The sequence below is a fragment of the Micromonospora sp. NPDC005172 genome, from assembly GCF_040608555.1.
Lineage (GTDB): Bacteria > Actinomycetota > Actinomycetes > Mycobacteriales > Micromonosporaceae > Micromonospora.
The window spans coordinates 15,797-28,319 of record NZ_JBEXIL010000067.1; the positions used below are offsets into that span (position 1 = coordinate 15,797).

A 12,523-nucleotide genomic window follows, 5' to 3' on the forward strand; every position below is an offset into this window, starting at 1 on the left:
ACGGACAGGAAGAGGTGGAAGTGTAGAACATCTGGTTCTACACTTGTGTTTATGGAACGCATCGGTGTCCGGGAGCTCAACCAGAACACGAGTCAGGTACTGGCACGGGTGAGCGGCGGCGAGACGGTCGAGATCACCGACCGCGGTCACCCGATCGCCCGACTCGTGCCCGTGGGCGACGACAGGTCGATGCTGGCCAAGCTGGTGGCGTCCGGCCGGGCCGTCGCCCCCACCGGCGGCGGACCGGTACCACTTCCACCGAAGCTGGGCGACGAGGAAGTCGACGTGGCGGCCACGCTCACCGCGATGCGGGACGAGGAGCGCTGGTGATCTATCTCGATTCCGCCGCCGTCGTGAAGCTCGTCAGGCAGGAGGCGTGCAGCGCCGATCTCGTCTCCTGGCTCAACACCCATCCCGACGTGCCGCTGGTGTCCTCTGCCCTCGTCGAGGTGGAGGTGCCTCGGGCCCTGCGCCGATCCGCTCCGCAGGCGTTGGTCGGCGTGCCCGCGGCCGTCGGACGGCTCTTTCGATTGGAGATCGACACTACGATCCGCGCCACCGCGGCCGCGTTCGCCGAGCCGATGCTCCGCAGTCTCGATGCCATCCACCTGGCCACCGCCCAGCTCCTGACCAACGAGTCCGGCACCGCACTCGTCGCTTTCGTCACCTACGATCGCCGACTGCTCGAATGCGCCAAGGAAGCAGGGCTACCCGTCGCGAGCCCCGGTCAGAACTGATTCACGGGTAGGTGCATCCGCCCGCCCGGCGTAAATGGGCGGCGCGGTCGGCCGTCGGCTGTCAGGATCTCCTGCCGTGACCCTTCCCGCCGGCTGGTCCGCGCGCCGGCCCACACTCGACGACGTACCGGCGATCCTCGCGGTGGTGCACGCCGCCGACACCTTCGCCATCGGTCATCCCGACTTCGACGCTGAGGACGTCGAGGAGTCGCTGACCGCCCCGCACTTCGACCCGACCCGGGACTCCTGGCTGGCGCTCGACCCGGACGGCACCGTGGTCGCCTGGGCGACGGTGGACAACCCGACCGGGGTCGGCCGGGAGTTCGTGGAGGTCTACGTCGACCCGGAGCGGGCCGCCACCCTCCGCGCGCCGCTGCTGGCCCGCCAGCTCGACCGGGTCGCCGAGCGCGCCGCGGAGCGGCGACTGCCGTCGCTCACCGTCCGCTGCGCGGTGTTCGCCCCGGAACGCGACTGGGAGCGGGCCCTGCGGGCCGCCGGTTTCACACTGGTCAAGCGGTACGTCCGGATGCGCCGCTCGCTGGCCGACCTGCCCCCAGAGCACACGCCGCCGCCCGGCGTCACGGTGCGACCGGTCCGTTCGAACGACGAGACCGAGCTGCGGGAGTTCCACCGCGTCCACGACACCGCCTTCCGTGACACCCCGGACCACGAGCCACTGTCGTACGAGCGGTGGCGGGCCCGGATCGGCGACGTGACCGCCTGGGACGAGTGGTTCGTCGCCGAGGTGGACGGGGTGCTCGCCGGCGCGTTGCAGTCCTCGGACCAGGCGCTCGACCAGCAGCAGGGCTGGGTGAAGAGTTTGTCGGTGCTGCCCGCGTACCGCCGGCGTGGGGTGGGCGGGGCGCTGCTGCGTCGCGCGTTCGCCCGCTACGCCGACAAGGGACGGCAGTCCGCCGGCCTCGGCGTGGACCTCACGAACCCGACCGCGCCGCTGTCGCTCTACCGGTCGGTGGGCCTGCGGGAGACCTGGTGGAGCGACATGTACGAGCGGGTCGTCCCGGCCGTCGGTGTGTGATTGGCGACCCCGGCCGGGCCCGGCGGGCGTCGGAGCCGGCGACGGTTGCAGACTGGGGGCGTGCGATACGCGCTATGGGGACGCGGTGCCGGTGGGGCGGGACCGCAGCTCGGTGACGTAGTCGTCCGGCGCGCCCGCCTTCTCGGCGGCGTTCGCGATCTCGGACAGGTACCACGACGTCGGCAGGCCGCCCTCGTACCCGTCGAACACGTAGATCCACGCGGTGACGTCGCCGTCGAGGGTGGAGACCCGCACGTGCAGCTTGCGGTACGTGCCGGCGGTCACACCCTCGATCTCGTCGAGCTGGGCCGCGTCGTACGGGTGGATGTCGTAGATCGCCACGAACACCCGGTCGCCGGGGGACTCGACGACGGTGCTCACCGCACCCTCCCAGCCGATCACGTCCGCACCGGCGAAGGTCAGCCGCCACCCCTCCAGCCAGCCGGTGCCGACCATCGGCGAGTGCGGGCAGTAGGCCCGCATTCGGGACGGATCGAGGTTTGAGCCGTAGGCGGCGTGATGACCCACGGCGATGACGATAGCCCGACGGATGGGTGGGGGAGAATACGACTGTGCGTGTCGGATGCGCTCGGCAGAAGAAAGTCACTGTGAGCACCAACGAAGGGCGAACGTGGTGAGCGCGAGGAGTGCAGCGCAGCGGAGCCCCGCAGTCGCGAGCGAAAGGATGGCGCTGTGAGCCGGATCGTGATCATCGGCGGTGGGCCGGCCGGGTACGAGGCGGCACTTGTCGCCGCCCAACTGGACGCCGATGTCACCGTGGTCGAGGCCGACGGCGCGGGCGGGGCCTGCGTGCTCTCCGACTGCGTACCGTCGAAGACCTTCATCGCCAGCTCTCAGGTGGTCACCGGCTATCGGGACACCGAGGAGTTCGGCGTGCACTCGGACGGCCTGGAGGCGGTGACCGTCGACGCCCAGGCGGTGCACGCGCGGGTGAAGCGGCTGGCGCTGGCGCAGTCCGCCGACATCCACGCCAAGCTGCTCAAGGCGGGGGTCACCTTCGTGGCCGGCACCGCCCGGCTCGGCGAGGACGCGCTCGGGCACACCCACCTGGTCGTCATCACGCCCGCTGACGGCGGCGAGGAGTACTCGATCGCCGCGTCCACCGTGCTGGTGGCCACCGGCTCGACGCCCCGGCAGTTGCCCACCGCCGTACCTGACGGTGAGCGCATCCTGACCTGGCGTCAGGTGTACGACCTGCCGGAGCTGCCGGAGCACCTGATCGTGGTCGGCTCGGGCGTGACCGGCGCGGAGTTCGCCAGCGCGTACCTCGCGATGGGGGTGGAGGTCACCCTGGTCTCCAGCCGCGACCGGGTGATGCCGCACGAGGACGCCGACGCGGCCTCGGCCATCGAGCGGGTGTTCCGCAACCGGGGTATGAACATCCTCAACAACTCCCGGGCCGACGCGGTGCGGCGTACCGCGGACGGGGTCGAGGTGGAGCTGTCCGACGGTCGCAAGGTCACCGGCTCGCACGCTCTCATCGCGGTCGGTTCGATCCCGAACACCGCCGACCTGGGCCTGGCCGAGTACGGCGTGGAGCTGGGCCGGGGCGGTTACGTCACCGTCGACCGGGTCTCCCGGACGAACGTGCCCGGCATCTACGCCGCCGGTGACTGCACCGGTGTGCTGCTGCTGGCGAGCGTCGCCGCCATGCAGGGACGGATCGCCATGTGGCACGCCCTTGGCGAGGCCGTGCGCCCGCTGCGTCTGCGGACCGTCGCCGCGAACGTCTTCACCGACCCGGAGCTGGCCACCGTCGGCGTCTCGCAGGACGAGATGGACGCCGGCAAGGTGCCGGCCCGGCAGGTGATGCTGCCGCTGTCCGGCAACGCCCGGGCCAAGATGGACGATCTCTCCGACGGTTTCGTGAAGCTGTTCTGCCGCCCGGCCAGCGGCCAGGTGATCGGCGGCGTGGTGGTCGCCCCGAAGGCCAGCGAGCTGATCCTGCCCATCACGATGGCTGTGGAGAACAATCTGACGGTCAACGAGCTGGCCCAGACGATCACCATCTACCCGAGCCTCTCCGGTTCGATCACCGAATCCGCCCGTCAGCTCATGCTCCACGAGCTGGAGTGAGCGCGCCGTCCTCGTCGGGTGAACGCCGGGTGAGGGTCAGCGCTACCGTCGCGAGGACCGCTACCTCGGTCAGGATCAGGAGGCGTTCGGCGAGCCCGATGAGCAGGCGGTCGCCGGGGTAGGCGGACCACACCATCCCGCCCGCCAGGACCAGGCTCAGCACGACGAGGGTGCGGAGCGTCCGGGCGGCGGGTGTCAGGTCGGGGTGCCGGGCCAGCAGCCAGCCGCCGACCGGCAACGCCAGGAAGGCGACCACCGACGCGTACCGGTGCACGTAGGCGGACGTGGTCATGGTGGCGCCGGGCTCGTTCGTCGGCACCAGGGCTGCCAGCAGCAGCCCTGCCACCCATGCGCCGAGCAGCAGTTCGATCGCTCGACCGGATCGTGGTGGGTCGGTGCGTCGCAGCCCGTGGAGCAGGGCCACCGTGGTGAGCGCCAGCACCACCATGGCCGCGTCGATGACACCGCCCCGGTCGGAGACGGCGAAGTCGCTGATGGTCAGCGCCCACGGGTTGAGGTCGTCGTTGACTTCCAGGTGACCGATCACGGTGAGCAACGCCGCCACGGCGATCCCGCCGAGGGCCAGCAGGCCGGTACTCCGGGTTCCAGGCATACCTCAGCCTGTCGCCGTGGACACCCCAGCCAGATCCGGGACCGCCACCGACTTCGCCCCTAAAACCCACCCCTAGGAACCTCTCGGACCGGCTCTCCCCGAGATCTTGGACAGTTTCCGTTCGCATCGGACGGAAACTTTCCAAGATCTACAAACGCGCTTCGTCGAGGGGGATTTCGGCGGCGGCGCGGGCGTGGCGGGCGCTGACCGCTGTCATCGCCCATCCCGCCGCAGCGAAGCCGGCCGCCGCGGCGACGGCGATGATGGCCAGCCGCCAGGCCGACTCGGTGAGCGCGGTGCCGCCCAGGTGCCCGACCAGCGCGCCGTAGGAGGCCCACCCCAGCGCGGCGATCGTCTCGTAGAGCGCGAACAGCCGGTACGGGTAGCGGCTGCGGCCGGCCGAGAAGCAGGCCGCCATCCGCCCGCCGGGCACGAACCGGCAGAGCAGGATCACCAGCGGCCCGGGTTGTCGGAGCCCCTGGGTGACCCGGCTGGCGACGCGGCGGGCGCGGCTGAGCTCGGCGTGCCGGGGTGCCCGCCGGTCGGGGGCGACGCGGCCGAGCAGGTAGCAGGCGAGGTCACCGGCGAAGACGCCGAGCGCGCCGACGGCGATGGTGACCGGCAGGCTGAGCCCTCCGTACACGGTCAGCGCACCGCTGGTGATCATGACGATCTGGGTGGGGATGACGGGTACGAAGGCGTCGGCGATGAGGAGCCCGAGCAGCACCAGGTACGCCCACGTCGGCGATGCGACGTCAGTCAGTAGTTCAGGCACGCCTGCCACCTCGCCGGATGCGGCCGATTGGGTGTCTTGAGCCTGACGGCGTGGCGGGCGTCACCATGGACAGCCCCGTGGTGTCGTGACCGTCGACACCACAGGGCCACCCTGTTCCAACGAGGCGGGCACCCGCTGGTGACGGGTCCAGCCCGGCCCGAGGTGGTCGCCGGATCGGCGTTCGTCGGCGTACCGTGGTCGGCGCGGCCCAGCACGTCGGGTCCCCCGTTCCTGACGACGCGGGCCGCCCAGGGCCGCCGGCGGGTCCCGCGCCGGCGGCCCGCCTCCCTGCCCACCGCCGCAAATCCGGGTGCGTCCACGACCGCCCGACGGGTAGCGTCGCCGTATGCGCAGCGCGGTAGTGATGACGACGACGCCGGGTGTCCCCGGCGTGCCGCTCTGACGTAACCACCGTCGACCAGGCCCCGGGGCGATCCGCCCCCGAGGGCCGTTCGGCGTTCGGTGCCCAGGTCGCCTCCGGGTCGTACCCGATCCAGGAGCCCGACATGATCGACCACCGCAAGCTCGGCCGTGAGCTGGACCTGTTCGTCTCCGATCCGCTGGCCGGCGCCGGCCTGCCGATCTGGCTGCCGGCCGGCGCCGCCGCCCGGCACGCCGTCGAGGAGTACGTCCGGGAGTTGGAGCGCCGCTCCGGCCACCAGCACGTCTACTCGCCGCCGCTGGGCAAGCGCGAACTGTTCGAACTCTCCGGCCACCTCGGCTACTTCGCCGACGACATGTTCCCGCCGTTGCGGCTCAGCGCCGATGACGAGTTCGTGCTCCGGCCGGCGCTCTGCCCGCACCACGCGCTGGTCTTCCGGGCGCGCGGGCGCTCCTATCGGGAGCTGCCGCTGCGGATCGCCGAGTTGGGCGGGATGTACCGCTCGGAGCGTTCGGGGGTGCTCGGCGGACTGTCCCGGGTACGCGCCATCTCCCTCAACGACGCGCACACCTTCTGCGCCCCCGAGCAGGTCGGCGCGGAGGTCGCCGAGATCCTCCGGCTGATCCGCGCCGCGCACGCCGCGCTCGGCGTACGACCGGCGGGGTTCCGGCTCTCGTTGCGCGGGGCGGGGGAGAAGTACGTCGGCGACGACGCGCAGTGGGCCCACGCGGAGGAGTTGCTCCGCGACGCGCTGGCCGGCGTGGAGTACGTCGAGGCCCCGGGAGAGGCCGCCTTCTACGGTCCGAAGATCGACATTCAGATCGTCGACGCGGCTGGCCGTGAATCGACCATCTCCACCATCCAGGTGGACTTCGACAAGCCGGAGCGGTTCGACCTGTCGTACACCGACTCGGACGGCAGCCGGCGGCGGCCGGTGATGCTGCACCGCAGCCTGGTCGGCAGCATGGAACGGCTGTTCGCGTACCTCATCGAGGCGCACGAGGGCGCGTTCCCGGCCTGGTATGCGCCCGTGCAGTTGGTGGTGCTGCCGGTCGGCGACGGGCAGGCCGACGCGGCCGCCGACCTGGCCCGGCGGGCCGTCGACGCCGGCCTGCGGGTCGAGGTGGACGCCGCCGGCTCGCTGGGCGCCCGGGTCCGGGACGCGACCCGCCGCCGCGTCCCGTACCTCGGGGTGCTCGGTGCCGCCGAGGTCGCCGGCGGCGCGCTCGCCCTGCGACTGCGCGACGGCCGGGCCCTGGCCCCGATGCCCGCCGACGCCGCGCTCGCCCTGATCGGCGGGCAGGTCGCGGCCCGCGCGGCCGACCTGCTTCCGCCGGGCTGACCCGCCCGCCGATCTGGTTGCGTGCACGACCGGCCGCCCTCAGACCGACGCGGGCTGCGCGGCGGGGGCGGCCGGTTCCTCGTCCACCGCGGCGCCGGTGAACTGCGAGCGGTAGAGCCGGTGGTACGCGCCGTGGGCGGCGAGCAACTGCTCGTGGGTGCCCTGCTCGACGATGCGGCCGTCCTCCATCATCAGGATCAGGTCGGCGTCGCGGATGGTGGAGAGCCGGTGCGCGATGACGAAGCTCGTCCGGTCCGAGCGCAGCGCCGCCATCGCCCGCTGGAGCAGCACCTCGGTACGGGTGTCCACCGAACTGGTGGCCTCGTCGAGGATCAGCAGGGACGGCTCGGCGAGAAACGCCCGGGCGATGGTGATGAGCTGCTTCTCGCCGGCGCTGACGTTGCTGCCCTCCTCGTCGATGACCGTGTCGTAGCCGTCGGGCAGGCTGCGCACGAACCGGTCCACGAAGGTGGCCCGGGCCGCGGCGACGATCTCCTCCTCGGTGGCGTCGGGGCGGCCGTAGGCGATGTTGTCGCGGATGGTGCCACCGAACAGCCAGGTGTCCTGGAGGACCATGCCGATCCGTCCACGCAGGTCGTCGCGGCGCATCGTGGTGATGTCCACACCATCGAGCGTGATCCGGCCGGCGTCCAGCTCGTAGAACCGCATGACCAGGTTGACCAGGGTCGTCTTGCCGGCACCGGTCGGACCGACGATCGCCACCGTGTGTCCCGGCTCGGCGACCAGTGACAGGTCGTCGATCAGGGGCTTGTCCGGTGCGTACCGGAAGGAGACGCCCTCGAACTCGACCCGGCCGTGCGGGTCGACGACCCGGGCCGGCTGGGCCGGGTCGGGGCTCTGCTCGTCGGCGTCGAGCACCGCGAAGACCCGCTCGGCCGACGCCACCCCGGACTGGAGCAGGTTCGCCATCGACGCGAGCTGGGTGAGCGGCTGGGTGAACTGGCGGGAGTACTGGATGAACGCCTGCACGTCACCGAGGCTCATCGTGCCGGAGGCCACCCGCAGGCCGCCGACCACGGCGATGGCCACGTAGCTCAGGTTTCCGATGAACATCATCGACGGCATGATGATCCCGGAGATGAACTGCGCGCCGAAGCTGGCTCGGAACAGCTCCTCGTTCTTCGCGTGGAACGCGGCCTCCACCTCGCGCTGCCGGCCGAAGACCTTCACCAGCTCGTGCCCGGTGTACGCCTCCTCGATCTGGCCGTTCAACTCGCCGGTGTGCGTCCACTGGGCGATGAACTGCTTCTGGGACCGCTTGGCGATGCGCTGCGTGACCAGTACCGACAGGGGCACCGCGACGAGCGCCACCAGGGCCAGCAACGGCGAGATCCAGAACATCACGGCAAGCACGCCGACCACGGTGAGCAGCGAGGTGAGCAGCTGACTGAGGGTCTGCTGGAGGCTGGTCGAGATGTTGTCGATGTCGTTGGTGACCCGGCTGAGCAGCTCACCGCGCGGCTGCCGGTCGAAGTAGGGCAGCGGCAGTCGGTTGAGCTTCTCCTCCACCTCGGCGCGCAGCCGCAGCACCGTGCGCTGGACGACCCCGTTGAGCAGCCAACCCTGCCACCACGACAGCACGCTCGCCGCCAGGTAGAGCCCGAGCGCCAACAGCAGCACCCGGCCCAGCGCGTCGAAGTCGATGCCCACACCGGGCACCACGTCCATCCGGGCCAGCATGTCGGCGAAGCTGTCGTTGCCGCTGGCCCGGGCCGCCGCGACGGCTTGGTCGACGGTGGTGCCGGCGGGCAGTTGCCGGCCGATCACGCCGCTGAAGATGAGGTCGGTGGCGTGGCCCAGGATCTTCGGGCCGGCCACGTTGAAGCCGACGCTCACCACAGCGAGGCTGATGATCGCGCTCAGGTGCAGGCGGTGCGGGCGCAGCCGGCCGAGCAACCGCCGGGCCGACGGCCCGAAGTTCATCGACTTCTCGGCGGGCATCCCCGCGCTCATCCAGGGCGGGCCGCCGCCGGGCCGGCCCGCCGGCAGGCGCTTGGGCGTCCGCCCGTCGCCGCCGGGCTGTGGCGCCCCGCCGGTCGCGGTCGGCGCGTCGCCGGCCGGCTTCTGACTGGGTACGGCCGGGGTCCGTGGTTCGTCACGCTCGCTCATGCCGCCACCTCCGCCGTCTGCTGGGAGGCCACGATCTCGGCGTACGTCGGGCAGGTCTCCAACAACTGGGCATGTCGTCCCACTCCGACGACCCCTCCGTTCTCGAGCACGATGATCTGGTCGGCGTCGACGATGGTGGACACCCGCTGGGCCACGATCACCACCGCCGACTGCGCGGTGATCGGCCGGAGCGCCGCCCGCAGCCGTGCGTCGGTGCCGAGGTCGAGCGCGGAGAACGAGTCGTCGAACAGGTAGATCTCCGGCTGCCGGACCAGTGCCCGGGCGATGGCCAGGCGTTGGCGCTGCCCGCCGGAGACGGTGCTGCCGCCCTGTGCGATCGGCGCGTCCAGCCCGCCGGGCATCTGGGCCACGAAGTCGCGCGCCTGGGCGATCTCCAACGCCGCCCACAGCTCCTCGTCGGTGGCGTCCGGGTTGCCGTAGCGCAGGTTGCTGGCGACCGTGCCGGTGAACAGGTACGGCCGCTGCGGCACCAACCCGATGCGTCGCCACAGCTCGTCGGGTTCCAACTCGCGGACGTCCACCCCGTCGACCAGCACCGCGCCGTCGGTGACGTCGACCAGGCGGGGGATGAGCGACAGCAGTGTCGTCTTGCCGGCGCCGGTGCTGCCGATGATCGCCGTCGTGGTGCCGGCGGTGGCGGTGAAGGAGATGTTCCGCAGCACCGGTTCGACCGCGCCCGGGTACTGGAAGCGCACCCCGCGCAGCTCCAGCTCGGCCCGGCTGGGCAGTTCGGTGACCGGCGCGGCGGCGGGGACCACCGAGGAGTCGGTGTCCAGCACCTCGACGATCCGCTCGGCGCAGACCGCCGCGCGAGGGACCATCATCAGCATGAAGGTGGCCATCATTACGGCCATCAGGATCTGCATCAGGTACGCCAGGAAGGCGGTGAGCGCCCCGATCTGGATCGCGCCCGAGTCGACCCGCTGCGCGCCGAACCAGAGCACCGCCACGCTGGACACGTTCAGCACCAGCATGACCACCGGGAAGATCAACGCCAACAACCGTCCGGTACGTAGGGCGGTGGCGGTCAGGTCGGCGTTGGCGACACCGAAGCGGTCCGTCTCGTACGGCTCGCGGACGAACGCGCGGACCACCCGGATTCCGGTGATCTGCTCACGCAGCACCCGGTTGACCGTGTCGATCCGGGTCTGCATCAGCCGGAAGCCCGGCACCATCCGCCGGATGATCGCGCTCAGCGCGACGGCCAGCACCGGCACGCTGACCAGCATCAGCCAGGAGAGCCCGATGTCCTCGCGCAGCGCCATGAAAACCCCACCGACGCTCATGATCGGCGCGGCGACCAGCATGGTGCAGCTCATCAGCACGAGCATCTGCACCTGTTGGACGTCGTTGGTGTTGCGGGTGATCAGCGACGGTGCGCCGAACCGGGCCACCTCACGGGCGGAGAAGCGGTTGACGTGCGCGAACAGTCGGGCGCGGACGTCCCGGCCGAAGCCCATCGCGACCCGCGCGCCGAGGTATACGGCGGCGATCGAGCAGACGATCTGGATCAGGCTGACCAGCAGCATCCAGCCGCCGGTGTGCACGATGTAGCCGGTGTCGCCCCGCGCCACGCCCTTGTCGATGATGTCCGCGTTGAGGCTGGGCAGGTAGAGCGAGGCCATGGTGCCCACGAACTGGAGCAGCACCACCGCCAGCAGTGGTCTCTGGTACTGGCGCAGTTGATCGCGCAACAGTTGGATCAGCACGACGGTTCCTCCGCGTCGGTGGGTCGTCCGGTCATCTGCGGGTCGTGGCCGCTGCCGATGACTTCGAGTAGGAACTCCCGGATCACCTGAGCCTTCGCCGGGTCGGCGTCGATCGAGGTGAGCGGGCGTCCGGAGTGCATGAGAGCGCCGAGGGCGGCCACCCGCTCCCGGCCGGCGGGGGTGATGGCGAGTCGGATGCTGCGCCGGTCGCTGTCGTCGCGCTGCCGCTCGACCAGGCCGTCGCGTTCGAGGGTGTCGACGATGCCGGTCAGGGTGGCCGGGCGGACGAAGCCCTTCTCGGCGACCTGGCGGTGGGGCAGCTCGCCGTGCCGGGCGAGCGTCATCAGGGTGATCATGCCGGCCTGGGTGAGGCCGTGCTCCTCGGCGAGGTAACGGTTCCACCGCTGCCCCACGAGGTGCCCGGCCACGACCAGCAGCCGGCCGAGCGGCACATCCTGGAGGGTGACGAGTTCCACGGGAGCAGGTTAGCTCCCTGATAGTCAGGCCCCAAACGAAATACCGACAGCGGTGGCGACGAACACAAGTTGCAGGACCGTGCGCTGCCCCAGCGGGGTGACCGGACGTCCGGCGAGGAGCAGCCCTCGGCGCGCGGCCGAGACGTTCGCCGGGAACATCGCGAGCATGAGCAGGCCGAGGCCGGCCGCCGCGAGGCGGGCGGTGGCCGGAATCAGCAACCCGACCGCGCCGGCCAACTCCAGCGCGCCGGTGAGCGTGACCAGCAGATCCGGCCGGGGTAGGCGGGGTGGGACCATCGCGATCAGGTCGGCCCGGCGTTTGCCGACGAAGTGCGCGATGCCGGTCACCACGAACATCAGGGCCAGGCCCACCCGCAGTGCGGGATGCCAACCGTCGAGTGCGGAGACGCCGGCCAGGCCGACCAGTCGGGCCAGTGCGCTGCCGACGATCAGGGCGATCAGGGGTGCCATCGGAATCCTCCTCGCGAGAACTTGTCAGTGGCAAGATTGCGCCCGACGATGGCATCTTGTCAATGACAAGATTAGGATTCGGGCATGACCGAGACGCGTGCGTACCACCACGGCGACCTTCGCCGCGCCCTCCTCGACGCGGCGCTGGAGGCCGTCGGTGAGGTCGGACCTGCCGCGTTGAGCCTGCGTGACCTGGCCCGCCGGGCCGGCGTCTCGCACGCCGCGCCCGCCCACCACTTTGGCGACAAGGCGGGCCTGCTCACCGCCCTCGCCGCCCAGGGCTTCGATCGGCTGGCCCAGGCGCTGGTCGCGGCCGGCGACGACCTGCTGGAGGCCGGCGTCGCGTACGTGGACTTCGCCGTGGCGCACCGCGCGTACTTCGAGGTGATGTTCCGGCCCGAGCTGCACCGGCCCGACGACCCCGAGCTGACCGCCGCTCGCGAGCGCGCCGGAACGGCCCTCCGTTCGGGGGTGGCCGCCCGTGGTGCGCGCGCCGACACCGACCGGGACTCGCTCGCCGCCTGGTCGATAGCCCACGGCTTCGCCACCCTCTGGCTGGCCGGCGCCCTCCCGGAACGCGTCGGCGAAGACCCCCGCACAGCAGCCCGCGAAGTCCTGGCCCGCCTAACCCCCTAACCCCCCGAACCCCCGCCCCCACCCTCCGCCCCCCGCCCCCGTTGATCATGAAGTTATTGCCGTGACACGCCGAGGCGAGAGGCAATAACTTCATGATC

At 71.2% G+C, this 12,523-nt stretch carries 13 protein-coding genes; 6 read left to right on the forward strand and 7 right to left on the reverse strand.

What is annotated here, in order from left to right; genetic code table 11:
• The first annotated feature begins 51 nt into the window (after positions 1–51).
• The 3 genes from ABZV06_RS29210 to ABZV06_RS29220 all read left to right on the forward strand — a co-directional run bounded on the left by ABZV06_RS29210 (position 52) and on the right by ABZV06_RS29220 (position 1,773).
• Positions 52–330 (forward strand): type II toxin-antitoxin system prevent-host-death family antitoxin, encoded by a 279-nt coding sequence (locus ABZV06_RS29210; RefSeq protein WP_355246037.1) that lies wholly within the window; start codon positions 52–54, stop codon positions 328–330.
• On the forward strand, positions 327–737 hold the full coding sequence (locus tag ABZV06_RS29215; protein WP_355246035.1) for a type II toxin-antitoxin system VapC family toxin: 411 nt from the start codon (positions 327–329) through the stop codon (positions 735–737). The genes ABZV06_RS29210 and ABZV06_RS29215 overlap by 4 nt, the downstream gene beginning before the upstream one ends.
• Before the next feature lie 76 nt (positions 738–813).
• Complete coding sequence (locus ABZV06_RS29220) at positions 814–1,773, forward strand: GNAT family N-acetyltransferase (RefSeq protein ID WP_355625443.1); 960 nt, start codon at positions 814–816, stop codon at positions 1,771–1,773.
• Positions 1,774–1,845: 72 nt separating this feature from the next.
• On the opposite strand, the gene ABZV06_RS29225 is transcribed toward ABZV06_RS29220, so the two are convergent.
• Positions 1,846–2,301, reverse strand: a complete 456-nt coding sequence (locus ABZV06_RS29225; protein ID WP_355246029.1) for a gamma-glutamylcyclotransferase — start codon at positions 2,299–2,301, stop codon at positions 1,846–1,848.
• A 165-nt stretch (positions 2,302–2,466) separates the two neighbouring features.
• Between ABZV06_RS29225 and ABZV06_RS29230 the strand changes: the two genes are divergently transcribed.
• The gene (locus ABZV06_RS29230; RefSeq protein ID WP_355625445.1) at positions 2,467–3,870 is read left to right on the forward strand and encodes an NAD(P)H-quinone dehydrogenase; all 1,404 of its coding nucleotides are present in this window, start codon (positions 2,467–2,469) and stop codon (positions 3,868–3,870) included.
• Here ABZV06_RS29230 and ABZV06_RS29235 read toward each other — a convergent pair.
• Both ABZV06_RS29235 and ABZV06_RS29240 read right to left on the reverse strand, forming a co-directional pair.
• Positions 3,848–4,483, reverse strand: coding sequence for a DUF998 domain-containing protein (locus ABZV06_RS29235; RefSeq protein WP_355625447.1), 636 nt, complete (start codon positions 4,481–4,483; stop codon positions 3,848–3,850). The genes ABZV06_RS29230 and ABZV06_RS29235 overlap by 23 nt on opposite strands.
• Positions 4,484–4,631: 148 nt before the next feature.
• A complete protein-coding gene (locus ABZV06_RS29240) occupies positions 4,632–5,258 on the reverse strand; it encodes a DedA family protein (protein ID WP_355625449.1) in 627 nt (208 codons plus the stop codon).
• A 506-nt stretch (positions 5,259–5,764) separates the two neighbouring features.
• Here ABZV06_RS29240 and thrS point away from each other — a divergent pair.
• Entirely contained in the window at positions 5,765–6,982 is a 1,218-nt protein-coding gene (gene thrS, locus ABZV06_RS29245) for a threonine--tRNA ligase (protein ID WP_355625451.1), read from the forward strand.
• Between the two features lie 39 nt (positions 6,983–7,021).
• Here thrS and ABZV06_RS29250 read toward each other — a convergent pair whose 3' ends face one another.
• The 4 genes from ABZV06_RS29250 to ABZV06_RS29265 all read right to left on the reverse strand — a co-directional run bounded on the left by ABZV06_RS29250 (position 7,022) and on the right by ABZV06_RS29265 (position 11,789).
• The gene (locus tag ABZV06_RS29250) at positions 7,022–8,944 is read right to left on the reverse strand and encodes an ABC transporter ATP-binding protein (protein ID WP_355625455.1); all 1,923 of its coding nucleotides are present in this window, start codon (positions 8,942–8,944) and stop codon (positions 7,022–7,024) included.
• Positions 8,945–9,108: 164 nt separating this feature from the next.
• On the reverse strand, positions 9,109–10,842 hold the full coding sequence (locus ABZV06_RS29255; protein ID WP_355246015.1) for an ABC transporter ATP-binding protein: 1,734 nt from the start codon (positions 10,840–10,842) through the stop codon (positions 9,109–9,111).
• Entirely contained in the window at positions 10,836–11,318 is a 483-nt protein-coding gene (locus ABZV06_RS29260) for a MarR family transcriptional regulator (RefSeq protein ID WP_355246012.1), read from the reverse strand. The genes ABZV06_RS29255 and ABZV06_RS29260 overlap by 7 nt, the downstream gene beginning before the upstream one ends.
• 24 nt (positions 11,319–11,342) lie before the next feature.
• Complete coding sequence (locus tag ABZV06_RS29265) at positions 11,343–11,789, reverse strand: DoxX family membrane protein (protein ID WP_355246008.1); 447 nt, start codon at positions 11,787–11,789, stop codon at positions 11,343–11,345.
• Between the two features lie 84 nt (positions 11,790–11,873).
• On the opposite strand from ABZV06_RS29265, the gene ABZV06_RS29270 reads away from it, so the two are divergent.
• The gene (locus ABZV06_RS29270; RefSeq protein ID WP_355246005.1) at positions 11,874–12,425 is read left to right on the forward strand and encodes a TetR/AcrR family transcriptional regulator; all 552 of its coding nucleotides are present in this window, start codon (positions 11,874–11,876) and stop codon (positions 12,423–12,425) included.
• Positions 12,426–12,523 lie beyond the last annotated feature (98 nt).